Here is a 23886-nt window from a genome sequence, read left to right on the forward strand (position 1 = left end):
ACAGCATTTTGCGAGACACTGCGGTCATTCCAGCTCAAACAGGCCGTCCACCTCCACGGCGGCGCCGAGTGGTAAAGAAGGCGCCCCGACGGCGAAACGGGCATGACGGCCGGCCTTGCCGAACACGTCGAGCATGAGATCCGAGGCGCCGTTGATCAGCTTCGGGTGGTCCGTGAAGTCGGCAATACAGCTCACGAAACCGCCCACCTTGACCACCCGCCGCACCCGGTCGAGATCGCCCGCCGCATCGCGGATCTGAGAGAGCAGATTGAGACCGCACAGCTTGGCCGCCGCATACCCTTCCTCGATGGAAACGCCGCCACCGAGGTGACCCGTGCAAGCGATCCGTCCGTCGCGGAGCGGCAACTGCCCGGAGACGAACACCAGTTTGCCGCTGGTCACGTGAGCGACATAGGCGGCGACCGGCGCCGCCGGTGCGGGCAACGTGAGCCCCAGTTCATCCAGTCGTGCTTGGATGCGTCCGCTCATGGCAACTTCCTCCTGTCACCTCGATTGCATCGCTTCAAACAGCGCCCGTTCCATGACCGCGAACGGCGCGTCGCGTCCTGTATAGAGACGGAACTGCTCCGCGGCCTGGTGCAACTGCATGCGCACGCCGGGGATCGTCGTGGCGCCGGCCGCCGCCGCTTCGCGCAGCAACCGGGTCTCGACCGGCGTCGGCACCGCATCGAACACCACCATACAGGAGTGGAGCGCCGCCAGCGGTGCGAGCATGTCGTCCGGAGCGTGAAAACCGACCGGAGTGGCGTGAGCCAGAATATCGAACCGCTCTGCGTCGACCAACGCGGCCGGCGGACCGCCGAAAGCCGCACCCGTGGCCTCGGCCACAGCGCGTCCGGCGTCTTGGCTCCGATTGTAGATCGTCACCCGACAACCGGCGTGGATCAGTCCGAAAACGATGGCGCGGGCGCCGCCGCCGGCGCCGATGACTGCCGCCCGCTTATTCGACAGTGCCGTCACCTCTTCGAAGGCACGCACCGCACCGATCCAGTCGACGTTGTAGCCGGTAAGATGGCCGTCGTTGTTGACGACGGTGTTGACGGCGCCAATTGCGCAAGCGGTTTGATCCACGGCGTCCAGATGGGTCATGATGCGTTGCTTGTGTGGTGTGGTCACACCGAGGCCGCGCAACCCCAAGGTCCGCATCGCGGCGACAGCGCCGGCGGTATCCTGGGTGCCGAAGGCAACGTAGACCCAGTCGAGGTCGAGGGCGCGGTAGGCCGCGGTGTGCATCGCCACCCCGAACCGTCCCGGGCGCCCGGCGATCGATCCGCACACCACCGGGTTGCTGCCGGCCATCATGCTCTCTGCCCCGTCGTCCGCGACTTCGTCGCGTTTTAGAATGATCGTGCCCTTGCGTCCACGCCGCCGCTTGTCGAGTTTTCCATCATGCATGTGCTGTGCGTTACCCCCAACATCTCCATCGACCGCACCGTCGGCGTTCCCGGCTTCGGCGCCGGCAAGGTCTGGCGGACGCGGCGGGTCAGCGTCGCCTGCGGCGGGAAAGGCGTCAACGTCGCCCGTGCAATTACTGCGCTGGGTCACCAGGCCACCTCAGCCGGATTGATTGCCGGGCACTTGGGACGCCTCGCGGCAGACCTTGCCGAAGCCGAGAGATTGCGCGCCGTCTGGACCGAGATCGAGGGCGAGACCCGCGTCTGCGTCATCGTCGTGGACGACAACGGCGCGACGACGGTCATCAACGAACCTGGTCCCCCGATCGCCAACCACCACTGGTCCCGCTTCGAGCGCGACGTTGCGGCAGCCGCAACGGCCGCCGATACGGTCTGCATCAGCGGCAGCCTGCCGCCCGGCTGTCCGCGCGGCGGTCTCGCCGGACTGATTGCCGCCGCTCGCGGCGATGGCAGCCGCCCGGTGTGGGTCGACACGAGCATGCCGGCGCTGGCGGAGGCGGCGGCAGCCGGGCCGGTCGCCATCAGGATCAACGCCGACGAGGCGGCGGCACTGCTCGGGCATCGGCCGTTGAAGCCGCTGGAGTTGCTGCGCGCTGCGCGAACCATCGCGGCGCGATGTGGAGGGCCGGTGGCGATCACCGATGGCGGCGCGCCGGCGGTGCTGGTCAGCAGGGAGAACGCCTGGCAGGCAGTGCCGCCGCCCATCGACCTCGTCAGCGCGGTCGGCAGCGGCGACTGCTTTCTGGCCGCCTTGATGGTGACGTTGACCGAATGCACAGATCCGGGCGCAGCGCTTCGCCGCGCCGTCGCGGCCGGCGCCGCCAACGCCCGCCACGCCGACGCCGGCGCCATTGACGCCGCCGAGGTGGCGCGCTTGACTGAGGAGACGCGCGTTGTGCGCCTCGATGGCTGAGCCGATAAGGAGGGAAGGAATGGAGGTCTGGCAACTCACCGGCGGTTTCGGGATCGACCACCTGCAACGGCTGACCCGACCGGACCCGACGCCCGGAACCCGCGACGTCCTCCTGGAGATGAAGGCGGCGTCCCTCAACTACCGCGACATCCTCGCCGTCAACGGCGGCTACGCGCCGCGAGCGCAGCCGCCGTTGATCCCCGTCTCGGATGGCGTCGGGGTGGTGGTTGCGGTTGGCGACGCGGTCACGCGAGTGCGCGTCGGCGACCGGGTCTGTCCGATGTTCTTTCAGGACTGGATCGGCGGCGAGGCGCGCCAGGCGAAGATGTTCACCAGCCTCGGCGGTCCCGTCGACGGGACGCTGGCGCAGTTCATGTGTCTCGGCGAGCAGGGCGTCACCATCGTTCCTGAACACTTGTCCGACGAGGAAGCGGCGACGCTGCCGTGCGCGGCTCTGACCGCCTGGAGCGCGCTGGCGACCCAGGGCGAGGTCGGTCCCTCCGATACGGTGCTGGTGCAGGGAACCGGCGGCGTCGCCCTATTTGCCCTGCAGTTCGCCAGGCTCATGGGCGCCCGGGTCATCATCACCTCGTCCCGCGACGACAAGCTGGCCCGCGCCCGCCAACTCGGCGCCGACGAGGCCATCAACTACCGCACCACTCCCGACTGGGACCGAGTGGTCAAGGACCTGACCGGCGGTGAGGGCTGCGACCACGTGATCGAACTGGGCGGCGCCGACACCCTCGCCAGATCCATTCGCGCCGCCCGCATCGGCGGCCGGATCAGCGTCATCGGGGTGCTCTCGGGCGCCAAAGCGGAGGTGGCCCTGCCCCTGGTGGTGATGCGCAATCTTCGCCTGCAGGGCGTAACCGTCGGCTCGCGCGACGGCTTCGAAGCCATGGGCCGCGCCATCGCCCGCCATCGCCTGCACCCGGTCCTCGACCGCGTGTTCCCGTTCGACGACGCACCGTCAGCCTTCCGCCACCTGGCCGCCGCCCGCCACTTCGGGAAAGTCTGCATCCGGCATCATCCCTGACACCGGAGTAACCGCACGCGAGCCCGAGAGAGTGGTGCTTACCGTGGTGTGGGCGCTGTCCTGCCCTGGCGTCAGCTCTCTCGGCCGCCGTCGTCGCGGTTGAGAACGTCGCGCACGAGTTGCGGCGTCACCTTGCGTTGTTGACGAAGCGCTTCTTCGTCGATGCGGGCGACCAGGCGGCGCGCCGCGTCGAACGAGCGCTCCATGCGGAGAAAAAGATAAGAGACAACGTCCTCGTCGATCCTGACCTGACGGTCGCCGAAGAGTTTCACCAGGACCGCGCGGATCATCGCATCGTCCGGGACCCCGAGGCCGACCGAAGGCGCGGCGCGCAGCCGCGATCGCAGATCGGCAAGCCGCAGCGGCCATCGCGACGGCGATTCCCGCCCGGTCAGCAGCATGTGCCGCCCCTGCTCGCGGACCATGTTGTAGAGGTGAAACAGCGCCGTTTCGGGCCCGTCGCCGACCAGGGCGTCGGCATCATCGATGGCGTAGGCGGGATAATCTTCCAGCAGATCCGCGATGTCGCGGGTTGCGATTTCGCTGCCGGTGAACAGGCGGCCGTGGGTTTGCGACAGAAACATTCTGACCAAGTGGGTCTTGCCGCAACCCGCGGGCCCATGCAGAACCAGCGCCGGCGACGGCCAGTCCGGCCAGCGATCGAGCCACGCAACAGCCTCGCGATTACTCCCGGCAACCAGGAAATCGTCACCGGTGAGGGCGGGGCGGTGCTCGAGGTTCAGGATGAGCTGACGGGGGCCGGTCATGATGCGCGCTACAACGCGCTCCCAATGCGCCGGGGCTATGTCCGCCGCGGGGCCGGCGCCGGCTCCGGCCGCACGATCCACATGTCTCCGTCCCGAACCAGGTCGAGCGCCGAGGCCCGCAGGGCCTCCGCCAACTGCTCGATGCTGCCGAGGAAATGGAGGTTCAGGCGGACCTCCCGCCGCGTCAGAAGAATCACGTCCATTTCCTGGATCATCGGGATGCGCTCCAGGCGGGTGCGGACCGACAACCAGTCCGGAAGGCCGGTGACCGGGACCACAGCGGTGACGACGCCGCTTTGACCGCTGTCGATGACGGTCTCGCCCGGCCGCTGCTCCTGTAGGCTCGCGCTGACCGCGTCGGCGGCGCGCGCCAGAACCGTCTCCGCCGGCTCTCCCGGCTGGCCGTCGATGGTGACGGTGTAGGTGTCGAGTGGCCGGCCGCTTGTGTAGTGGGTGGATTTCACCATCGCAGTCGTGGGCTGGCCGCCTGTGGCTGCGGACATCTCGGCCACCGTCACCAGCGCGTCTTCCGTGCCGGCGCGTCGCGCGATGGCGATGATCGCCGCCGCATCGCCGTCGATCGCCTGTTCGGCGCCGATTGCCGCGATATCCTCCAGATCGCCATCCGGAACGATGATCGGGGCGGCGGCGCTGTCGGCGCCCCGGCCATACCATACGTCGCGCCATGGGTTGGGATCGTCCCACAGAATGCTGCGGCCGGCGGTCTTGAACACGGGAACGACGACCACCGGCGTGGCGAACGCTTCCACATATCGGACACCGTGGCTTTGCAGCAACTCCTGCACCGCATCGGCCTTGAAGCGGAAGTCAAGGGTAGCGACGTAGCGGACGGCGGATGTCTTCTCCTGGCGGATGGAGAAATCGGCGATCAGGCCGGTGAGTTCGGCTTCGTCGAGGGGTGGCACGGAGCCAGGATCGCGCGTCAGCCTGTCGAGCAGTCTTCCGAACGCCTTGCGCTCTCCGTCGCGGATCGCCTGCTCACGCGCGGTTGCCGCGGATGCGGCGGTGACGTCCACCGCCACGCCGTCGACCTGGTAGACATCCGCCCCGGCCGCTACCCGGGGCGCCGCCACATTTGCGGCGGCAATCGCGACCAGGACGGTCAGGAAGTGGTGCCAGGCGCGTCGCGTCAAGCCAGAACGAAGGGTCATTGCATGCCGTCCGGGATACGATATGGTCGGGCTGCTCGCGCTGCACAGGCGCTTTCTCTTTGTATCACTTTGCACGAAGGGAGGAAGCCATAAGCGGTGACCGCTACAAAGTCGCCGGGGTCGACATCGACGCCGGCAATGCGCTCGTGGAGGCAATCAAGCCGCTCGCCAAAGCGACCGCGCGCCGCGGCACCGTCGGTGGCCTCGGGGGATTCGGCGGTCTGTTCGATGTGCGCGCCGCCGGGTACGACGACCCGCTGTTGGTCGCGGCGACGGACGGCGTCGGCACCAAGCTGAAGGTGGCGTCGGTGGTTGGCCGTCACGACACGATCGGCATCGACCTGGTTGCCATGTGCGTCAACGACCTGGTGGTGCAGGGCGCCGAGCCGCTGTTCTTCCTCGACTATTTCGCGACCGGGCGGTTATCTGTGGAGCGTGCGCGGGACGTGGTGAGCGGCATCGTCGAAGGCTGCCGCCTCGCCAACTGCGCCCTGATCGGCGGCGAGACGGCGGAGATGCCCGGGATGTATGGCGCCGACGACTACGATCTCGCGGGCTTCGCGGTCGGCGCCGTAGAACGGGGGCAGGTGCTGACCGGCGAGGCGGTCCGCGCCGGCGACGTGCTGCTCGGCCTCGCCTCAAGTGGTTTGCACAGCAACGGTTTCAGCCTGGTGCGCACGATCGTCGAAGAGATGCGAGCCGACTATGCCGAGCCGGCGCCATTCGACCGCTCGCGGTCGCTGGGAGAGGCGCTGTTGGAGCCGACGCGGATCTACGTCGCAAGTTGTCTCGCCGCGTGCCGGTCCGGTGGTGTCCACGCGTTCGCGCACATCACAGGCGGCGGCATCGTCGAGAACGTGCCGCGAGTGCTGCCGGCCGGGCTGTGCGCAGTCATCGATGCAGCGTCATGGCCGCTGCCGCCGGTATACCGGTGGCTCATGGATCGAGGCGGGCTGATGCCGGCGGAGTTGGCGCGTGTTTTCAATTGCGGCATCGGCATGATCGCCGTCGCGGCACCTGATGCGGTCGACGCGGTTCGCGCGATCCTTGAACAGGGCGGCGAGACGGTCTTCGTCATCGGCCGGGTCATCCCCCGAGACCAGGGCGCTGCAGCCGTGACAGTGACGGGAGGCGAGCGCGCGTGGCGAAGTTGAAGGTCGCGGTGCTGATCTCCGGGCGCGGAACCAACCTGCAGGCGTTGATCGGCGCCTGCGCAGCCGAAGCGTTCCCGGCGGAGCTTGTACTGGTGGTGTCCAACGTTGCCGGCGCCGCCGGACTCGTGCGTGCCGAGGCGGCCGGGATCGCGACAAGCGTGGTCGATCATCGTGACTTCAGAGATCGCCGTTCTTTCGAAGACGCGGTGCATGACGCGCTGAAATGCGCAGGCGCCGAGTTGGTGTGCCTGGCCGGTTTCATGCGCATCCTCACCGAGGATTTCGTAAGTCGCTGGCGGGACCGTTTGATCAACATTCACCCGTCCCTGTTGCCGGCGTTCCGCGGCCTCAACGTTCATGAACGGGTGCTCGAGTACGGCGCCCGGTTTTCCGGCTGCACCGTGCATTTCGTGCGTCCGACCATGGACGACGGCCCGATCATCGTCCAGGCCGTTGTTCCGGTGCTGCCGGACGATACGCCCGAAACCCTGGCGCAACGGGTTCTTGCGGAAGAGCACATGATCTATCCGCTGGCGGTGCGGCTGATCGCCGAGTCCCGCGTCCGTATCTCCGACGAGACGGTTCTGGTCCGTGACGCTCGTGCCGCGCGCGGGGCGCTCATCAACCCGTCGCTGCCGACGTCCCGCTAGTGCGCAGACCCCGCACCCGCGTGAACAGCGCTTAGAACGCGCGCGTCGCCGAAAACGACGTCATGGCGTCTGTCCTGGTGCAGAGGCCCATTCGGATGATCCATTTGACTGGGTCAGATCGTGAACTGGAATCAGCCCGTTGCGTGCAGCGGTGCATTCTTCGAATGCACCGCTGCAGTAGCGCGTCTGCCCCTTCGCGTCTGCCGATCCAGCACGAACGGGCAGGACGACGGTGCGGTCAGACCGGGTTGATCTGACCGCACGCAATCCGGCTGACGCTTGCTACCGCGCCGGTGAGCGCGGTCGCCATCGCAACGAGTGTGGAGGGGGTTCAGCCGACGATGTCGCAGTCGCTGAAGAAGAAGCGGATTTCCTTGTCGGCGTTCTCCGGCGAATCGGAGCCGTGGACGGAGTTTTCCTGAACGTCGATCCCGAACAGTTTGCGGATCGTACCCTCGCCGGCGCTGGCCGGGTTGGTCGCGCCCATGATGTCGCGGTTGCGCTGCACCGCGTCTTCGCCATGCAGAACCTGAGCGACAACCGGGCCGGAGCACATGTAATCGCACAACTCTCCGTAGAACGGCCGTTCGCGGTGAACGGCGTAGAAGGCCTCGGCCTGGGACCGGGTCAGATGCAGGCGCCGCTGAGCGACGATGCGGAGTCCGCCCTCTTCGAAGAGCGCGTTGATCTTGCCGGTGATGTTCCGCGCCGTGGCATCCGGTTTGATGATCGACAATGTTTGTTGGACAGCCATGGTCCCGCCCCTCCAGTTCGTATAAGGATATGATGACAGTCACGAGATCGTTCGCTCGGCAAGCAGAGACGCCGGCTGCACCGCCATCGGCCTCCGCAAGGACGCCGGCGCCTTATAGACCGACGCCGATGGCGGAGCAACCGCGACGTCCAGGCTGCGGCCCGCACTCCCTCGCTCCTCGTCGGCGCGGCCTCGCGGAAAAAAATGGGGCCGGCACTGCCGGCCCCAGTTGGTGCTTTCGAGGGAAGGGAGAACTCCGGATGGCATGACCATCCGCGAAAGACACTACAGCAACACGGCATAGTTGCATGTGACGGCCGTCACAGCAGAGTCATTTTCCTCCCGCCGGCCAGCAAGGTTGATGCGGGTGTCTGTCGGGCGGCAGAGCAGCCAGGATTGTTGGCATGGACAACGACCGCATCAATGAGAGCACTCTCATCATAGACGCCGCGGGGCGGCATCATCAGCCTGCGGGACGGGACGCCCGCATCGTCTCGCTGGTGCCGAGCATAACGGAGCTTCTGTTCGATCTTGGACTCGGCGCCCATGTGGTCGGGCGGACCGCCTTTTGCGTGCATCCAGTGGGGCGCGTCAAGCGCGTCCGCAGCGTCGGCGGCACCAAGCAGGTCAACCGGGACAAGCTGCATGCGCTGGCGCCGACCCATGTCATCGTCAATGTAGATGAAACCCCGCGCCGGCTCGCTGAAGAGCTTGCCGAACAGGGCTATGCGGTAGTGGTGACCCACCCCATCGAGGTGTCCGATAATCTCGCGCTGTTTCGCTTGCTGGGCGCGCTGTTCGACCGTGCCGCTCCGGCGGAGGCCCTCTGCCGCCGTTTCGAGCAGGCATACGACGGCGCTGTCGCCGCCGCCGCCGCCCTGCCGGCACTCCGGGTGCTTTACCTGATCTGGAAGGAGCCTTGGATGACCGTTTCGCGCGACACCTACATCTCGCGCATGCTGGCGCTGGTTCGCTGGCAGACGATGCCGGAAGTCGCCGAGGTTCGCTACCCGACGATCCCGTTGACGGACGCGGATCTTGAGAAGGTCGACCTGGTGCTGTTCAGCTCCGAGCCGTTTCCGTTCACGGTGAGCCATGTGGCCGCGTTCCAGGACGCCCATCCGGCCCACCGCGACTCCTGCCTCCTTATCGACGGCCAGATGGTGTCCTGGTACGGCAGCCGCGCCATTGCCGGGCTCGACTATCTGACACGGTTGGCGGCGGCTGATCGCGTCGTCACCCCCTGACGCTGACGGCAGCCGCGACGCCTCTCCGGCGCCCTTGGGGCGCTCCTGCGGATGCGATCGACCCCGGCCCCCACGAGGGCGGCCGGCGTAAACCCTGGTCCTAACCGAAGTCGACGTAGCGGTAGTCGAGGGCGCGGGCGGCGGTGACCGCGGTTTCGGAGAGCGCGGTCCACGCCATGGCGCCCTTTCGGAAACTGACGATCGAGTCCATCACCTTGCGCGACAATGGATCCTGGGAGGACAGATCAGCCACAACCTGCCCCGACAGCTTACCGAGCCCGGCAAGCACTTCGTCCGGGAACTTCTTGAGGACGACGCCGTGATCCTCGATCAGTGTCTTGAGCGACGAATTGTTGCGGGCGACGAATTCGCTCAAGACCATCTGATTGACAGCGGCATTGGCTGCCGTGATCACGGACTTGATGTCGTTCGGCAGCTTCTCCCAGGCCTTGAGATTGATGAAGTTGTCGAGCGACGCCCCCGGCTCCTGCCAGCCCGGGTAATAGTAATACTTGGCGCTCTTGTAGAGACCGAACGCCAGGTCGTTGTAGGGTCCCACCCATTCCACGGCGTCGATGGCGCCGGATTGCAGCGCCGGCGGGATCTCGGCGCCAGGCAAGTTGACGACGTTGCCGCCGGCGGCCTTGACCACTTCGCCGCCCAGGCCGGGGGTGCGCATCTTGAGGCCTTTGTAGTCCTCGAGGCTGTTGATTTCCTTGTTGAACCAGCCGCCCATCTGGACGCCGGTGTTGCCCGAGACGAAGTACTTGCACCCGAGCTGCTTGTAGATCTCGTCGCCCAGTTGCTGGCCGCCGCCGTACTCGAACCAGGCATTCTGCTCCTGCGCCGTCAGGCCGAACGGAACCGCGGTGAGGTACTGGGCGGCCGCAACTTTGCCCTTCCAGTAATAGGAGGCGCCATGGCCCATTTCGACGGTGCCATTGGCAACCGCATCCATTGCTTCGAACGCCGGAACGATCTCGCCGGCGCCGAACACCTTGACACTGAGCTTGCCGTCGGTTCCTTCCGTGATCAGCCTCGCCAGCAACTCGGCGCCGGTGCCGAGGCCGGGGAAGTTCTTCGGCCACGTGGTCACCATCCGCCATTCCATCCTTCCCTGCGAGATGGCGGGAGCCGGAAAACTGGATGTGGCGGCGCCGCCGATGCCCGCGATGGCGGCGCCCTTCAAGAAGTGTCGTCGGTTCATGGCTGTTTCCTCCCTGATGCCCGTGGGCGTCGAATGGGCGGCGCGCCCCCCAGTCCACGGGCAGGCCAACATCCTCAGGCCAGCATCCTAACCATGATGGCGGCGCGCGTGCAACTACTGCAGAGGCGCATTCAACGAATGCACCATTGCTGCACGTAACCTTCTAATTCTCGAGCGCACGATGCCCCGTTCGACTGAAGTATTCGAACGGTCCTGTGCACTAGTGCTCGGAGCGGAAATGGCGCATCACGGAGGCATCGTCCAGTCGCAGTGTGCGCCAGCCCTCGGGGGTGCAGGCCTCAATGGGGTTGAAGCGCGTCTTGTAGGCCATCTTCGGTGAGTCGGCGATCCAGAAGCCCAGGTAGACATTGCGAAGCCCCATCGCCCGGGCGCGATCCACCAGCCACAGGATGACGTAGGTGCCGAGACTGCGGCGCGGCGCATCGGGGTCGAAAAAACTGTAGACGGCGGAAACGCCGTCGGCCAGGCGGTCAGCGATGCACGCCCCGACCAGTGCGCCCGTTCCGTCGCGAAACTCGACGATCATGGTGTCGACCGGCGTATCCTCCACCAGCGCCTGGTAATCGAACTCGTCCATGCGCGCCATCTCGCCGCCGTTGTGGCGCCGGTCCTGGTAGGCTTGGAACAGGAGAAACTGCTCGGTTGTGGCCCGCGCCGGCGCCTCATGGGCGGTGAGGTCCTGGTTCCGCTGCCAGATCCGTCGCTGCGTTCGGCTGGGGATGAAGTCCGGGGCGACGATGCGCACCGTAACGCACGCGGAGCAGTCACGGCAGACGGGAGCATAGGCGAAGCGATGGCTGCGACGGAAGCCGGCGAGGGAGAGGGTGTCGTGGAAAGCGACACTGTCCCGGCCACCCAGTTCGGCCACCAGACGCCGCTCCATGCGCCCTGGAAGATAGGGGCATGGAAATGGCGCGGTCGCGAAGAAAAAGCGGGTCCCCGCCGTCGGTTGGTGTTTCATGCACGCATCCGCCTGGTGCTATGGCGCATTCGAACGATGCACCATTGCTACACGTAACATCTTGATTCCCGTGCACACGATAACCCGTTCGACTGAATCATGCGAATGGGTCTGTGCACTCGTGGGTCTCGCAGCGCCAGCGCGCGACATCCTGATCGGAAATGGCGCTCCTGCGCGGATGCTTCAAGCCCGGCCGGCTCCGTTCGCTTCTGGCAGTCAAAGGCCGGCAGAAGCGGCGGCGGCGGTGTTCAGCGGCGTGACGGCGTTCCGCAGCATCAACACCGACAGCCGTCGGTTGCCCGGAGCCTCGGGAGCCTCCGGCAGCAACGGGTCGGTCGCCGCCCTGCCAACCACCCGCGACACCCGATCGGGCGGGACACCGTACTGGAGCAGGGCCCGGCGGGCCGCGTTGGCGCGATCGACGGACAGTTCCCAGTTGCCGTAGCCGCTGTCGGTGGCGTAGGGGGTGGCATCGGTGTGGCCGGTGATCGCCACCGGCTGCGGCATCTCGACGATGACCTTGGCGATCAGTTCGATCAGCTTGCGCGTGTGGAGATACATGTCGGCGCTGCCGCGGGGGAACATCGCCAGCCCCTCCTGGTCGACGATCTGGATGCGGAGGCCCTCCGGCGTGTTGTCGATCAGCAGGCTGTCGGCGAGCGGCTTGAGGCGCGGCGCCGCCTCGATGGCTTCGAGAATGCGCTGCTTCGCCTGCTCGAACTGCTGTTCCTCGCGCTCGCGGACCATGTCGTCCAGGTCCTCAGGCGCCAGCTCCGCAAGGTCCGTGGGCGCATGTTCGATGACAGCCCTGGCGTCGTCGTGCTCGGGCGGCGTCTCTGCGTCGCCCTCGACTTCGGTTTCGTCGTAATCCCCCTGCCGGGCCGGCTGCACGGTGTCCGCTCCGCTCGATGGTCCCATCGGGTCGGGATAGTCGCGGTCCGAGCGCACCGTTTCGCCGCCGAGCAGGCCGCCGGCGCCACTGGTGGTCGCCGTGGTGGAGATCGGCGCGAAGTAGTTGGAGATGCCTTCGAGTTGCTCGTCGGTCACCGCGTTGAGCAGCCACAGCAGCAAAAAAAAAGCCATCATCGCGGTCACGAAGTCGGCATAGGCGACCTTCCACGCGCCGCCGTGATGGCCGTGGGCGCCCTTCTTGACCTTCTTGATGATGATCGGGCGGGCGGCGTCGGTCATGACGCGGCGGCGCCCGGCGGGTTCTGCAGCGACTCCTCGAGTTCGGCAAAGCTCGGGCGCACGTCGCCCCGCAGCGTCTTGCGGGCGAACTCCACCGACACCTGCGGCGCGTAGCCCTGCATGTGGGCGACGATGCCGGCCTTGATGCACGCGGCATAGCGGGACTCGGCGTCGAACGTGTTCTCCAACGACTTGGCCATCGGCGCCGCCAGACCGTAGGACATCAGCACGCCGCTGAAGGTTCCGACCAGGGCGCCGCCGATGAGATGGCCGAGCACTTCCGGCGGCTCGGTGATCGCCCCCATGGTGTGGATGACGCCCAGCACCGCGGCGACGATGCCGAGCGCCGGCAACCCGTCGGCCACCGCGTGCATGGCGCCGGATATGGCGTGCTTCTCGCCGTGGTGGACATCGAGTTCGATCTCCATGATCGCCTCGACCTCGTAGGCGTTGCTGGTGCCGAGAGTCAGGAGGCGCAGGTAGTCGCACAGGAACTCGACGGCGTGGTGGTCCTTGGCGAAGCTCGGATAGGCCTGGATGATCGAGCTTTCCTCCGGGTGTTCCACATGGTTTTCCAGCGCCAGTTCACCCTTGGATTTGGCGAGCTTGAAAAAGGCGTAGAGCAGGCCGAGGAGTTCAAGGTAGTTGGCCTTGGTGTACTTGGAGCCCTTCAGCAGCTTGCCGAACGACTTGGCGGTGCCGACGAGAACGGATTTCGGATTGGCGATGACGAACGCGCCGACGGCGGCGCCGAAGATGATGACGAACTCGAACGGCTGCCATAGGACCCCAAGATGGCCGCCGGCTCCCATGTAGCCGCCGACCACGGATGCCGCGACAATGATGAAGCCGATGATCAAAAACATCCGCTGCGTCCGTCAATGCCTTGACCGAGGGAGGGACGGTCCCGTACCTACTGCAGCAAGGGCCGGGAATGGCCATGCCTGCGGCAGGACCGTGTCCAGCTGCGGGGATACATCGAGTCCGGTTACCAGATCATAAATGTGCGGGTTATCATGACCAAAGCCATGCCAGAAGGCGGCGAGGAGCGGGAGCCCGGCAGCATCGCGCCGCGCGCCTTCCGCGATGCCATGAGCCGCTTCACCACCGGCGTGTGCGTGGTGACCACGGTCGGACGCGACGGCGCCCCGGCCGGAGTGACGGTCAGTTCCCTCACGTCCTTGTCGTTGGAGCCGCCGCTCGTTCTCTACTGTCTCGGCAAAAGAACCACTGGCGGCGACATCTACACCGAAGGATCGGCGTTCGCGCTCAACCTTTTGGCGGATGATCAACTGAACGTTTCGGAGACGTTCGCGAGCCAGGATGCCGACAAGTTCGCATCGGTCGCCTATCACACCGGCGAGGGAGGGTGTGCGTTGCTGGACGGGTGCCTCGCCAATCTGGAGTGCACGCGCCAAGCGGTTCTCGACGGCGGAGACCATGTCATCATCGTCGGCCGCGTGCAGTGCATCCATGCCGGCCCGGCAAAGCATCCCTTGCTGCGCTACCGGGGGCGCTACATGCGCCTCGGAGAGGTCGCGGTTTAACGGGTCGGCGCCCCGGGCTCGAGCACGAGGCGGCCGGAAGCGGCGTCGCGCAGCGTCTCGCGGGTACGGCCCAAGGTGATCCAGCCGCCGCTCCGCCACATCCGAAGCAGGTCGCCGTAATGCGGCGACAGCGGGTGTCCCGACTGCCCGGGCATGACGACGAACCGGGAGCGCGACAGGTCGGACAAGTCGTAGATGGCCCGATAGCCTGCGCCGTGGACGTGCTGATATGGCGCGTCGGGGTCGGCAAGCGCGTAGGCGCCGCGATTAATGGTGTGAGAGCCGCCGTCTGTCTCAATCTCGATGCGGGCGAGACGCCCGACAACCGGGATCCGGTCGAACAGCGGGTGGCGGAGCACGACGCGGTGGGCGTCCCCCCACCGCCAGGCTTGCGCGTCCGGCCCATGGAGATCGTTGAGGCTGGCATGTGCGGCGTTAAGGGCTGCGCCGACGCGGGCGGCGCAAGTCTCGTCCGCCGTCGTGCGGATGTCGTCGCACCAGCGCCGGCCGTCACTCAGCGCGTACTTGATGAACCGCGACCGGATATCCCAATAAAGTTCGAACGCGTCGCCGAGTTCGTCTGCGTACAGGGCTTCTCCGAGGGCGCGCAACCACGCGGTGAAGATCAGCGGCTCCGGCCGGTCGCGGCGCATGTCCCCGTCCCAGGAGCGCAGCATGGCGACGATGTCGTTGTGGCCGTGGTCCGGAGGCAGCGTCCGCAGCAGCAGCGGCAACAGGTCGCGGGCTGCCAGCGAGACGGTGTCCATCTGGATCGCCGCCATCGTGTCCAAAGTGTGCACGGGTCGGCTCTGCAGCAGGTCGAGAATGCGCCGGGCGCGGTAGCCGGGGTCCCAGGCGCTGCCGAAGTAGCCGGGATGATCAAGCGGGACATTGCGGTTGTTGGCATTGACGAGCAGGCCGGCCGGCGGATCGACGGCCTCCGGCAGATCGTCGTACGGGATGGCGCCGATCCAGTCGGCGTCACCGGTCCAGCCGGGGGCCGGAACTCGTCCGTCGCCGCTGCGGCGCACCGGCACCCGACCGGCGGCGACGAAGCCGATGGTGCCGTCCGTTCCGGCGGCGAAGGCGTTGATCTGGGTCGACTCGAAGGCGCGCAGCGCGTCGCGGAAGCCTTCCCAGTTGCGGGCCAGCGGCGCGCGGAACTGGGCCTCCGAGGTGCGGTCGCCGGCGCGAAGGTAGGGAGCCGACAGAGCGAGGACGTGTGCGCCGTCGGCCGGGACGCCCGGCGCGGTGGCCCCTCCGGCCGGCAGGGCATCCGAGATGACGGGGCCGTGACGGGTGCTCCGCACCGTGATGGCCACCGGCGGTCCGCCCTTGACCTCGATCACCTCGTCGCGGGTGATGAAGGGGAGGGGCCCGTCGGGGCCGAGGTAGCGATGGGGATTGGCCGGATCGAGCCGCTCGATGAAGACGTCTTCAAGGTCGCCGTCGCCGCTGGTGTAGCCCCAGGCGATGCGGTCGTTGTGGCCGAGGAAGACAAGCGGCGTCCCGGGCGCCGTGGCTCCCGCCATCGTCGTGTCCGAAGTGACGAGTCGCGCCAGATACCAGGGGCCGGGGACGGTGAGCGCCAGATGCGGATCGCTGGCGAGCAGCGGCTTGCCGGAGACGGTGCGCGCGCCGCCCACCACCCACACGTTGGAGGCGCCCTGCGGACGGTCCGGGCGCTCCGGGTCGACGAAGAGCGGGATGCCGGCAGTGCCCGTAATTGGCGCGGCGGCGCCGTCCCCGGGCCATAGCTCGTCGATCTGGTCCGGACGCAGGCGTTCGGCGAGGCGAGCGCGAAGCAACTCCGCCCCCCGGTTCTGGGTGAGCCGCCACGCCATGATCCGCCCCCACGCCAGCGTATCCGCCGGCCGCCACGGCTCGGGCGCGTGTCTCAGCACCAGGAACTCCGGCGGCAGCAAGACAGGGCCAGTCGCGAGCCAGGCATTGACGCCGGCGGCGTAGGCGTCAAGGATGCGGCGCCACTCGGCCGACAGTCCATCAAGCTCCTGCTCGGCCAGACGATAGAGGCCGAGGGTGCGCATGTAGCGGTCGCTCTGCAGGGTGCGTTCGCCGAACACCTCCGACAGGCGGCCGGCGCCGAAGCGCCGCATCGTCTCCATCTGCCACAGGCGGTCGCGCCCGTGGACATAGCCAAGGGCGAACACCGCGTCTGGATAGCTGTCCGCGAAGATGTGCGGCACGCCGTGGTCGTCGATCAGGACCTCGACGGAGCCATCCAGACCGGCGACGCGTAGGGTGGCGTCAGACGGCGGCAGCGATGCGTAAACGCACCATCCGGCGCCGATGGCGACGAGCGCCGCTGTAACGGCGAGACCCAGGCCGATGCGGAACCGCCACCGTGTCATCCGCGGCGCAGGTTGGTCTGCGTTCAGCGTCCCATCTCAGCGGTGTGGCAAGTCGAGCGGTCAATTCTTCGACTTGTCGACGAGGCGCTTTTCGGCGATCCACGGCATCATCCCGCGCAGGCGTTCGCCGACCGCCTCGACCGGGTGTTCAGCGGCGCGGCGGCGCATCGCCTTGAAGGCGGGCTGGCCGGCGGCGTTCTCGAGCATCCATTCGCCGGCAAAGCGGCCGGTCTGGATCTCCGCCAGAATCCGCTTCATCTCGGCCCTCGTCTCGTCGGTGATCAGCCGCGGCCCGCGGGTGTAGTCGCCGAACTCGGCGGTGTTGGAAATGGAGTACCGCATGTTGGCGATGCCGCCTTCGTAGATCAGGTCGACGATCAGCTTCACCTCGTGCAGGCACTCGAAGTAGGCCATCTCGGGGGCGTAGCCGGCCTCGACGAGGGTCTCAAAGCCGGCCTGGATCAGGGCCGAAAGGCCGCCGCACAGCACGGTCTGCTCGCCGAACAGGTCTGTTTCGCATTCCTCGCGGAAGCTGGTCTCCAGGAGCCCGGCGCGGCCGCTGCCGATGGCGGCGCCATAGGACAGGCCGATCTCCCGGGCGTTCCCGGACGCATCCTGTTGAATGGCCAGCAACGACGGCACGCCGGCGCCGCGCACGTACTCGGAGCGCACCAGATGCCCAGGCCCTTTGGGCGCGATCATGAACACGTCCAGGTCCGGACGCGGCTCGATGAGCCCGAAATGGATATTGAAGCCGTGGGCGAACGCGAGCGCGGCGCCGTCCTTCATGTTGGGGGCGAGGTCGGCCGCGTACAACGCCCGCTGATGCTCGTCCGGCGTCAGCACCATGACCACGTCCGCCTCGGCGGCGGCCTTGTCCGCAGGCAGCACCCGGAACCCCGCTCCCTCGGCCTTGGCGACAGTCGATGAGCCCGGGCGCAAGGCTACGACGATGTCGCTGACGCCGGAGTCCCGCAGGTTGAGGGCATGGGCGTGCCCCTGGCTGCCGTAGCCGACGATGGCCACCGTCCTGGTCTTGATCAGATTAACATCGGCATCCCGATCGTAATAGGCGCGCATCCGGATCATCCCTCCATTGCTTTGCGGCTCCGCCCGGCGCGACCCCTGAGGCCGCAAGCGTCGCCGGGGCGGTTTATCGGGACTCCGACTGAAGCGCAAGGTGCGACGGCGGCGACTTCTCGCAAGGCACTTTGCCGTGGCGACGATCGTGACGGCGTTTTGCTCGATCGTCGGCGGTTTTGTACCGGCGCGAAACTATTACCTCATTGAAAACAAACGATTTGTGTCCGTTTTCCGTGCGCAGATGTATGCCGATGTATGCGGATGTATGCAGAGCCGCTCGCAAGCCATTGAAATTACTTGATTTTTATTTTTAGTTGAAATTCCGAATAACATTTTCAGCCATGCCCTTGCTTGCGAACGTGATAAGAACGTAAGGGCGTAGCCGGCTTCGTCAAGGCATGGCGCGAAATTTGGGAATCGACGTGTGGCAGGCTGCCGACCTGCCGATTGTTGTTAACCCATATCGAATATACTTGAGGCGATGCAGGTCCTATCGCGTGGGCGACAGCCGAGGGCTGAACTCTTCGCTGCCAGGGGAGGCGGGATGCCGTCAAATCCGAATGCTGGGCACCGGGCGCGACAGCTCATACTGCGCCGGCTCGATCATTGCCCACGGCGTGACGCGTGGCTGGGCGCCTGACGTTCGGCGGTGTCTCCGGCCCGCAGACTGCTTCGCGGGCGAGACACCACAGGACGCAAAGGATCCTGCGGCGGTTGCGGCTGAACCTCGTCCGCTTTCGGGCCACCACTGGAACGCCGCGTCGGTTCCGGCTGGTTGTTGCGATGATTGGCATCATGCTCGCCGGCACCATCGCCGGCGCCGGCGTGGTCGGGTGGTCGATGCGCACGGCCATGCATGAACTGCGCACGGACTGGCAACAGCAGAACTACATGACCATAACCAAGTCGCTCGCGCGGCAGGGACTGCACGACGCGCTCGGCTACGGCGGGTTCATTCACAACTTCAATACCTACACCCTCGGCCGGGACGATCGGCTGGTGCCGCTGTTGCAGCGCGACCTGATCCGAGCGCGCGAGGGCATCGCCTTTTACCGCAACTTGCGGGTCAGTCAGGCGGAACGCGACGCGCTGGCGCGACTGGAGGCGGTGATCGAGCGCTACGCAGGTGCTCTCGACGCCGTCCGCAGCGCCATCGCCAACGATCGTTCATCCCTTGAGGTCGCCGACCTGGCCCGCGTCGATGATCAAGCCGCGCTCGATGCCTTGGACTTTCTGCAGAATGTCCTGACCCAGGAGCAATGGGCGGCGATCGACGCCAGCGCCGACAGCATTTCGCATCTGCTCCATTTACTGGTGCTGGCGACGCTCATCGTGCCGGTACTGATCACCACCGGCGTCGCGATCCTGTGGTTGCAGCGGCGCCTGGTCTTGGCGTTCAACGAGTCCGTCCGCCAGCGCTGCCTGCTCCAGGCGATCTTCGATTCCGCTCCCGACGCCATGGTCATTACCGACGACGACCAGAGAATCGCCTTTTGCAATGCGGCGGCCGCTGGTGTCTTCGGGCATCGGGAAGAGGCTTTGCAAGGGCGGGCCTTCGCGGACCTGTTCGCCGCAGACGCCGAAGCGGAACATTGCACGGCAGGCGCGGCGCCCTGCCCCGATCTCGGCGGTGGTTGTGGCTCGTCGCTTTTTCGCTATCGGCGCCAGAACGGCGAGGAGTTCTTCGGCGAGACCAGGTGCAGGCCCGTCGTCGACGAATTCAGCGACACCGCCGGCTGGCTTTGCCTGGTGCGTGACGTCACCGAGCGGGAAGCGACACGCAAACAACTCATCAAGCTTTCGCAGGCCGTCGAGCAGAGCTCGGCCTCGGTCATCATCACCGACCCCGCGGGGATCATCGAGTACGTCAATCCCAAGTTCACCGAAATGACCGGGTACGAGGCCGGCGAAGCGCTCGGCCGCGCCGTGCAAGACATCTTGCCGGACGAGGAGCACAAGGAGGTCGACAAACGCCTGTGGGCCACCCTCCGAGCCGGGCGGCCGTGGCGGGGCGAACTGGAGGCCAAGCGCAAGACCGGCGACCGCTGCTGGCGGCAGGTTTCGATCTCGCCCATCTTTGCCGACGACGGCCGGATCACCCATTACGTTGCCGTCGAGGAAGACATCACCCTCCGCAAGCAATATGAAGACCGGCTCATCGTGCAGGCGACCACGGACATGGTGACGGCGCTGCCGAACCGGGTGCTGGCGGCCGACCGGCTGGCGCAGGCGCTCTCCCGCGGGCGCCGCCAAGGTCTCAAGACCGCAATGCTGTTCATCGATCTCGACCACTTCAAGAACGTCAACGACACCTTCGGTCACGCCGGCGGCGATTTGCTGCTGCAACTCGCCGGAAAGCGGATCCGTCAGTGCGTACGGGAAGTGGATACGGTCGCCAGGCTTGGCGGCGACGAATTCGCGGTCATCCTGCCGGAACTGCACGTCAGCGGGGACGCCGAACGGGTCGCGTGCAAGATCCTGAACGCGTTCGCGAGCCCGTTCCAAATCATTGATGGCGAGGTGATGGTGACGACCAGCATCGGCATCACCATCGCTCCCGATGACGGCGACGACCCGGCGATCCTGATGCGCAATGCGGATGCGGCCATGTACCGGGTCAAGAACATCGGCCGCAACAGCTTCGAATTCTTCACCGAGTCGCTCAATCAGCAGATCAAGCGGCGTCTCGGCATCGAGCGGCAGCTGCACCTGGCCCAGGAGCGCGGCGAGTTCATGGTCCATTTCCAACCCATCGTCTCGGCAAAGACCGGCGCGGTGCTCGGCGCGGAGTCGCTGCTCCGCTGGCGCAATGCCGAGCTCGGTTTCACGGCGCCGCAGGAATTCATCGCCGTCGCCGAGGACACCGGACGGATCGTCGGCATCGGTGAATGGGTGTTGCGCCAGGTCTGTCGCCAATTCCGCACCTGGCTCGACGACGGGCTGCCGCTGCAACGGATTTCCGTCAACGTCTCCGGGCGGCAGTTGCGCTCGCCGGCGTTTGTCGACACGGTCCGATCCGCTCTCGACGGATGCGGGCTGCCGGCCGAAAACATGGAGCTCGAGATCACCGAAGGGGTCCTGTTAACCGATCTGCCGGATGTCTGGAATACGCTCCATCGGCTTCACGAAATCGGCGTTCGCCTTTCATTGGACGATTTCGGGACCGGCTGTTCCTCGCTCAGCCACCTGCGGCGCTTCCCCGTGGATACGCTGAAGATCGACCGCTCCTTCATCCGGGACCTCGACAATGATCCCGCCGACGTCCGGCTGGTCGAGGCGATCATCGCACTCGGGCACCGGCTCGACTTGGAGATCGTCGCAGAGGGCGTGGAAACCGCAAGCCAGCTCAAGTTTCTGCAGTCCGCCGGATGCGACCTGATCCAGGGCTATTTTTACAGCGCGCCGCTTCCGGCGGTCCCATTCGCGGAGTCGGTGCGGCGCGGGACGACGGCATTGGCAAAAACGTAAACGTGATCAGGCGTTGCTTGCGGGCCGACCGGTATGGCGGCACGCTGCTCTCCATCTGAAAGAGCTAGGGTACGACCGTGCGTTCAACCTGACCGCACCGCGCCCGAGCCACCGGCTGGAGAGAGGATGCATGGGCGCTGCGATTGAGACCGATATCTGCGTGATCGGCGCCGGATCGGGCGGCCTCTCGGTGGCCGCGGGGGCGGCGCAGATGGGCGCCCGAACCGTGCTGATCGAGCGCGGCAAGATGGGCGGCGATTGCCTGAACTACGGCTGCGTGCCGTCGAAGGCGATGCTGGCGGCCGCCCATGCCGCCGAAGCGGTCCGTGGCGCCGGCGTCTTCGGCGTCAATGTCGGGGGGCCGGAGGTCGACGGCGGGCGCGTTCGGGAGCACGTGCGGGGGGTGATCGCGGCGATCGCGCCCAATGATTCGGTGGAGCGCTTCGAGGGGCTTGGCGTGCGGGTGCTCCGCGCCCATGCCCGGTTTGTCAGCCCTTCAGAAATCGACGCCGAAGGCCAGCGGGTGCGGGCCCGCCGGTTCGTCGTCGCCACAGGATCGTCGCCGGCGACGCCGCCGATCGACGGCTTGTCCGATGTTCCGTACCTGACCAACGAGACCATTTTCGACCTGGCGGCGGTGCCCGAGCATCTGGTCATCGTCGGCGGTGGCCCCATCGGCGTGGAACTCGCGCAGGCCCACCGCCAGCTCGGCGCCCGGGTCACGGTGCTGGAGGCATCGCAGATCCTTCCCAAGGACGACCCCGAACTGGTCGACGTGGTGCGCCGGCGGCTGTCGAGGGACGGAGTGGAGATAAGGGAAGGGGTCAAGGTGGCCGCGGTCGGCACCGGCGCGGCGGGCGTGTCGGTGACGGTAACGGCGGAGGGCGGGCAGGAAAGCCGGGTCGAGGGCTCGCACCTTCTGGTGGCCACGGGACGCCGGGTCGACGTGGACGGGCTGGGGTTGGAGGAGGCCGGGATCGCGTGGTCGGCGAAGGGCATCGAGGTCGACGCCCGACTGCGCACCGCCAACCGCAAGGTGTACGCGATCGGCGATGCGGCGGGCGGGCTGAAGTTTACCCACGTCGCCGGCTATCATGCGTCGATCGTCCTGCGGAACGCCTTGTTCCGCCTGCCGGCCAAGGCGGACACGCGGACGGTGCCGTGGGTCACCTATACCGCGCCACAACTGGCTCAGGTCGGGCTCACCGAGCAGCAGGCGCGCGACACGCGGGGGGAGGTCCGGGTTCTCAAGTCGTTCTATGCGGAGAACGACCGGGCTCAGGCCGAACGTGAGACAGAGGGATTGGTCAAGGTCATCGCCACCCCCGGAGGCCACGTGCTCGGCGCCGGCATCGTCGGCGCCGCAGCCGGCGAGTTGATCCACACCTGGGTGCTGGCGATGAGCGAGCGGATCAAGGTCAAGGCGGTGGCGCAGATGATCGCTCCCTATCCGACCCTCGGCGAGATCAACAAGCGCGCCGCGGGCAGCTTCTATGCGCCGAAGCTGTTCAGCGAGCGGACCCGAAAGCTGGTCCGCTTCCTCGCGATGTTTCCGTAGCGCCCCGCGGCTTCCCGGTAGCCACAAACATCAAGCGACGCCTGGACCGCCACGCCGCTTGCGCTTCTCGCGATGGGGCGCGGGAGGCGCGCGTGCCGAGCGATCGGCTTGACTTCCCGGTAAAGTTGTGTAATCTTTTGCAGTACACGCATGACAGCTTGTGAAAGACTTCAATGACGACCAATGACTCTGCCGGCGTCGGCGAACGCCGGGCGAGCAGGCGCCACAAAACGCTGAAGGCGGGGCGAATCGCGCTCAACAACATGTGCTCGGTGGTGGATTGCACGATCGCCGACGTCTCGGAGGCGGGGGTTCGCCTCGAAGTGCCCTATGGCGTCGACATTCCCGACGCCTTCGCCGTGACCGGCGGCGACGGCGGCTATCGGGAGTGCGCGGTGGTGTGGCGCACCAACACCCGGATCGGCGTCCGCTTCATCGATGCCGACGCCGGGGTCGGGGCCGGGCGGGCGACGACGCCGGCGGAGTCCGATCTGGTCAGCCTCTCGTCGGAGGTGCGCCGGGCCTTGCTGGACCGCATCGACGCCATCCAGCACCAGCTTAACGCCATTCGGGAGGAACTGAGGGCCGAACACAGCACGGAGCGGTGACGCGACTGGTGCTCCGGGTGCAGGATGCTGAAGTAAACATAATAATAAAATGGGACGTAAAGTTAATTAAACTATATTATATTGCGCATGTCTCGACACTATATTACCTTTGGGGGCAATGTATTGAAAGCGTGCTCTGAAGTACATAGAGACCGAGCCATGTCGATACTTCTTCGCAAAATGTCTTCGTTGTCCAAAGACCGCCGCGGCACCCAGGCGATCGAGTTCGCGTTCGCGGCTCCGGTGTTGCTGCTGATCACATGCGGCATCTTCGAAACCGGCACGGTCCTGTTCCTCGACGTGCTGATCGAATCCGGCATGCGCGACGCGGCGCGTTACGGGATCACCGGCCAGGAGGCGGGCAGCGAGGACCGCATGGACCGCATCATCGAAATCGTCGAGGACCGCACCGTCGGCTTGGTCGACATGGACGAAGCCGAGGTCAGCGTGCTGAGCTATCCGGCGTTCAGCGACGTCGGCCGCGGCGAGGCCTTCGTTGACGGCGACGGCGACGGCAAGTACGGCCTTGGCGAGACGTTCAGCGACGAGAACGGCAATGGCGTCTGGGACGAGGACGTCGGCGAGGAGGGCGCCGGCGGGTCGGGGCAGGTCGTCGTCTACCGCATTGCGTACGACTGGAAGCTGATGACGCCACTGCTCGCGACCGCCATGGGCGACGACAAGGGCAACTATCGCCTCGAGTCGCAGGTCGTCGTCAGTAACGAGCCCTGGGAATAGGAG

General features: G+C 66.4%; 22 protein-coding genes. 11 read left to right on the forward strand and 11 right to left on the reverse strand.

Annotated features, from left to right (window positions below):
- Positions 1-24 precede the first annotated feature (24 nt).
- Both IPM60_06980 and IPM60_06985 read right to left on the reverse strand, forming a co-directional pair.
- The gene (locus IPM60_06980) at positions 25-489 is read right to left on the reverse strand and encodes a RidA family protein (GenBank protein ID MBK8907640.1); all 465 of its coding nucleotides are present in this window, start codon (positions 487-489) and stop codon (positions 25-27) included.
- A 15-nt stretch (positions 490-504) separates the two neighbouring features.
- A complete protein-coding gene (locus tag IPM60_06985) occupies positions 505-1320 on the reverse strand; it encodes a shikimate dehydrogenase (GenBank protein MBK8907641.1) in 816 nt (271 codons plus the stop codon).
- Between the two features lie 90 nt (positions 1321-1410).
- Here IPM60_06985 and IPM60_06990 point away from each other — a divergent pair, with 90 nt between their 5' ends.
- On the forward strand, positions 1411-2349 hold the full coding sequence (locus IPM60_06990) for a hexose kinase (GenBank protein ID MBK8907642.1): 939 nt from the start codon (positions 1411-1413) through the stop codon (positions 2347-2349).
- Positions 2350-2368: 19 nt separating this feature from the next.
- Positions 2369-3385, forward strand: a complete 1017-nt coding sequence (locus IPM60_06995; protein ID MBK8907643.1) for an NAD(P)-dependent alcohol dehydrogenase — start codon at positions 2369-2371, stop codon at positions 3383-3385.
- A gap of 71 nt (positions 3386-3456) precedes the next feature.
- Here IPM60_06995 and IPM60_07000 read toward each other — a convergent pair whose 3' ends face one another.
- Positions 3457-4152 (reverse strand): DNA replication protein, encoded by a 696-nt coding sequence (locus tag IPM60_07000; GenBank protein ID MBK8907644.1) that lies wholly within the window; start codon positions 4150-4152, stop codon positions 3457-3459.
- A gap of 35 nt (positions 4153-4187) precedes the next feature.
- Positions 4188-5324, reverse strand: coding sequence for a DUF2066 domain-containing protein (locus tag IPM60_07005; protein MBK8907645.1), 1137 nt, complete (start codon positions 5322-5324; stop codon positions 4188-4190).
- Positions 5325-5413: 89 nt separating this feature from the next.
- Between IPM60_07005 and IPM60_07010 the strand changes: the two genes are divergently transcribed.
- Together IPM60_07010 and IPM60_07015 are read left to right on the forward strand one after the other, a co-directional pair.
- Entirely contained in the window at positions 5414-6478 is a 1065-nt protein-coding gene (locus tag IPM60_07010) for a phosphoribosylformylglycinamidine cyclo-ligase (protein MBK8907646.1), read from the forward strand.
- Positions 6466-7128 carry a phosphoribosylglycinamide formyltransferase gene (locus tag IPM60_07015; GenBank protein MBK8907647.1) on the forward strand — a complete coding sequence of 221 codons (663 nt, stop codon included), beginning with the start codon at positions 6466-6468 and terminating at the stop codon, positions 7126-7128. The genes IPM60_07010 and IPM60_07015 overlap by 13 nt, the downstream gene beginning before the upstream one ends.
- Before the next feature lie 331 nt (positions 7129-7459).
- Here the strand turns inward: IPM60_07015 and ndk are convergent, their stop codons facing one another.
- On the reverse strand, positions 7460-7882 hold the full coding sequence (gene ndk, locus IPM60_07020; GenBank protein ID MBK8907648.1) for a nucleoside-diphosphate kinase: 423 nt from the start codon (positions 7880-7882) through the stop codon (positions 7460-7462).
- A 404-nt stretch (positions 7883-8286) separates the two neighbouring features.
- On the opposite strand from ndk, the gene IPM60_07025 reads away from it, so the two are divergent.
- A complete protein-coding gene (locus IPM60_07025; GenBank protein ID MBK8907649.1) occupies positions 8287-9129 on the forward strand; it encodes an ABC transporter substrate-binding protein in 843 nt (280 codons plus the stop codon).
- Between the two features lie 100 nt (positions 9130-9229).
- On the opposite strand, the gene IPM60_07030 is transcribed toward IPM60_07025, so the two are convergent.
- The 4 genes from IPM60_07030 to motA all read right to left on the reverse strand — a co-directional run bounded on the left by IPM60_07030 (position 9230) and on the right by motA (position 13375).
- Positions 9230-10336: a TRAP transporter substrate-binding protein gene (locus IPM60_07030; protein MBK8907650.1), complete on the reverse strand. Its 1107-nt coding sequence runs from the start codon at positions 10334-10336 to the stop codon at positions 9230-9232.
- Between the two features lie 220 nt (positions 10337-10556).
- On the reverse strand, positions 10557-11318 hold the full coding sequence (locus tag IPM60_07035; protein ID MBK8907651.1) for an arginyltransferase: 762 nt from the start codon (positions 11316-11318) through the stop codon (positions 10557-10559).
- A gap of 216 nt (positions 11319-11534) precedes the next feature.
- Positions 11535-12509, reverse strand: a complete 975-nt coding sequence (locus tag IPM60_07040; GenBank protein ID MBK8907652.1) for an OmpA family protein — start codon at positions 12507-12509, stop codon at positions 11535-11537.
- Positions 12506-13375: a flagellar motor stator protein MotA gene (motA, locus tag IPM60_07045; GenBank protein MBK8907653.1), complete on the reverse strand. Its 870-nt coding sequence runs from the start codon at positions 13373-13375 to the stop codon at positions 12506-12508. The genes IPM60_07040 and motA overlap by 4 nt, the downstream gene beginning before the upstream one ends.
- A gap of 150 nt (positions 13376-13525) precedes the next feature.
- On the opposite strand from motA, the gene IPM60_07050 reads away from it, so the two are divergent.
- Complete coding sequence (locus IPM60_07050; protein ID MBK8907654.1) at positions 13526-14056, forward strand: flavin reductase family protein; 531 nt, start codon at positions 13526-13528, stop codon at positions 14054-14056.
- Here IPM60_07050 and IPM60_07055 read toward each other — a convergent pair.
- Both IPM60_07055 and ilvC read right to left on the reverse strand, forming a co-directional pair.
- Positions 14053-16428, reverse strand: a complete 2376-nt coding sequence (locus IPM60_07055; GenBank protein MBK8907655.1) for a penicillin acylase family protein — start codon at positions 16426-16428, stop codon at positions 14053-14055. The two genes, IPM60_07050 and IPM60_07055, sit on opposite strands and share 4 nt — an antisense overlap.
- Positions 16429-16488: 60 nt before the next feature.
- A complete protein-coding gene (gene ilvC, locus IPM60_07060; protein ID MBK8907656.1) occupies positions 16489-17508 on the reverse strand; it encodes a ketol-acid reductoisomerase in 1020 nt (339 codons plus the stop codon).
- Between the two features lie 136 nt (positions 17509-17644).
- Here ilvC and IPM60_07065 point away from each other — a divergent pair, with 136 nt between their 5' ends.
- From IPM60_07065 to IPM60_07085, 5 genes are all read left to right on the forward strand, one after another.
- A complete protein-coding gene (locus IPM60_07065; GenBank protein MBK8907657.1) occupies positions 17645-17812 on the forward strand; it encodes a hypothetical protein in 168 nt (55 codons plus the stop codon).
- Positions 17813-18294: 482 nt separating this feature from the next.
- On the forward strand, positions 18295-20979 hold the full coding sequence (locus IPM60_07070; protein ID MBK8907658.1) for an EAL domain-containing protein: 2685 nt from the start codon (positions 18295-18297) through the stop codon (positions 20977-20979).
- 130 nt (positions 20980-21109) lie between these two features.
- A complete protein-coding gene (locus IPM60_07075; protein ID MBK8907659.1) occupies positions 21110-22537 on the forward strand; it encodes an FAD-dependent oxidoreductase in 1428 nt (475 codons plus the stop codon).
- Between the two features lie 173 nt (positions 22538-22710).
- Complete coding sequence (locus IPM60_07080) at positions 22711-23145, forward strand: PilZ domain-containing protein (protein ID MBK8907660.1); 435 nt, start codon at positions 22711-22713, stop codon at positions 23143-23145.
- A 159-nt stretch (positions 23146-23304) separates the two neighbouring features.
- The gene (locus tag IPM60_07085; protein ID MBK8907661.1) at positions 23305-23883 is read left to right on the forward strand and encodes a pilus assembly protein; all 579 of its coding nucleotides are present in this window, start codon (positions 23305-23307) and stop codon (positions 23881-23883) included.
- The last annotated feature ends 3 nt before the right edge of the window (positions 23884-23886 follow it).

It is taken from the genome of Rhodospirillales bacterium (assembly GCA_016710335.1).
Classification (GTDB): Bacteria; Pseudomonadota; Alphaproteobacteria; order Rhodospirillales; family Defluviicoccaceae; genus JADJXQ01.

What these genes read in the sequence shown, in the direction of transcription:
- IPM60_07075 (MBK8907659.1), top strand. Translation starts at nt 21,110, where the DNA reads ATGGGCGCTGCGATTGAGACCGATATCTGCGTGATCGGCGCCGGATCG.
- IPM60_07040 (MBK8907652.1), bottom strand. Translation starts at nt 12,509, where the DNA reads ATGACCGACGCCGCCCGCCCGATCATCATCAAGAAGGTCAAGAAGGGC.
- ndk (MBK8907648.1), bottom strand. Translation starts at nt 7,882, where the DNA reads ATGGCTGTCCAACAAACATTGTCGATCATCAAACCGGATGCCACGGCG.
- IPM60_07035 (MBK8907651.1), bottom strand. Translation starts at nt 11,318, where the DNA reads ATGAAACACCAACCGACGGCGGGGACCCGCTTTTTCTTCGCGACCGCG.
- IPM60_07005 (MBK8907645.1), bottom strand. Translation starts at nt 5,324, where the DNA reads ATGACCCTTCGTTCTGGCTTGACGCGACGCGCCTGGCACCACTTCCTG.
- IPM60_06980 (MBK8907640.1), bottom strand. Translation starts at nt 489, where the DNA reads ATGAGCGGACGCATCCAAGCACGACTGGATGAACTGGGGCTCACGTTG.
- IPM60_07085 (MBK8907661.1), top strand. Translation starts at nt 23,305, where the DNA reads ATGTCGATACTTCTTCGCAAAATGTCTTCGTTGTCCAAAGACCGCCGC.
- IPM60_07080 (MBK8907660.1), top strand. Translation starts at nt 22,711, where the DNA reads ATGACGACCAATGACTCTGCCGGCGTCGGCGAACGCCGGGCGAGCAGG.
- IPM60_06990 (MBK8907642.1), top strand. Translation starts at nt 1,411, where the DNA reads ATGCATGTGCTGTGCGTTACCCCCAACATCTCCATCGACCGCACCGTC.
- IPM60_07050 (MBK8907654.1), top strand. Translation starts at nt 13,526, where the DNA reads ATGACCAAAGCCATGCCAGAAGGCGGCGAGGAGCGGGAGCCCGGCAGC.
- IPM60_07055 (MBK8907655.1), bottom strand. Translation starts at nt 16,428, where the DNA reads ATGACACGGTGGCGGTTCCGCATCGGCCTGGGTCTCGCCGTTACAGCG.
- IPM60_07070 (MBK8907658.1), top strand. Translation starts at nt 18,295, where the DNA reads ATGATTGGCATCATGCTCGCCGGCACCATCGCCGGCGCCGGCGTGGTC.
- IPM60_07030 (MBK8907650.1), bottom strand. Translation starts at nt 10,336, where the DNA reads ATGAACCGACGACACTTCTTGAAGGGCGCCGCCATCGCGGGCATCGGC.
- IPM60_06995 (MBK8907643.1), top strand. Translation starts at nt 2,369, where the DNA reads ATGGAGGTCTGGCAACTCACCGGCGGTTTCGGGATCGACCACCTGCAA.
- IPM60_07025 (MBK8907649.1), top strand. Translation starts at nt 8,287, where the DNA reads ATGGACAACGACCGCATCAATGAGAGCACTCTCATCATAGACGCCGCG.
- ilvC (MBK8907656.1), bottom strand. Translation starts at nt 17,508, where the DNA reads ATGCGCGCCTATTACGATCGGGATGCCGATGTTAATCTGATCAAGACC.
- motA (MBK8907653.1), bottom strand. Translation starts at nt 13,375, where the DNA reads ATGTTTTTGATCATCGGCTTCATCATTGTCGCGGCATCCGTGGTCGGC.
- IPM60_06985 (MBK8907641.1), bottom strand. Translation starts at nt 1,320, where the DNA reads ATGGCCGGCAGCAACCCGGTGGTGTGCGGATCGATCGCCGGGCGCCCG.
- IPM60_07000 (MBK8907644.1), bottom strand. Translation starts at nt 4,152, where the DNA reads ATGACCGGCCCCCGTCAGCTCATCCTGAACCTCGAGCACCGCCCCGCC.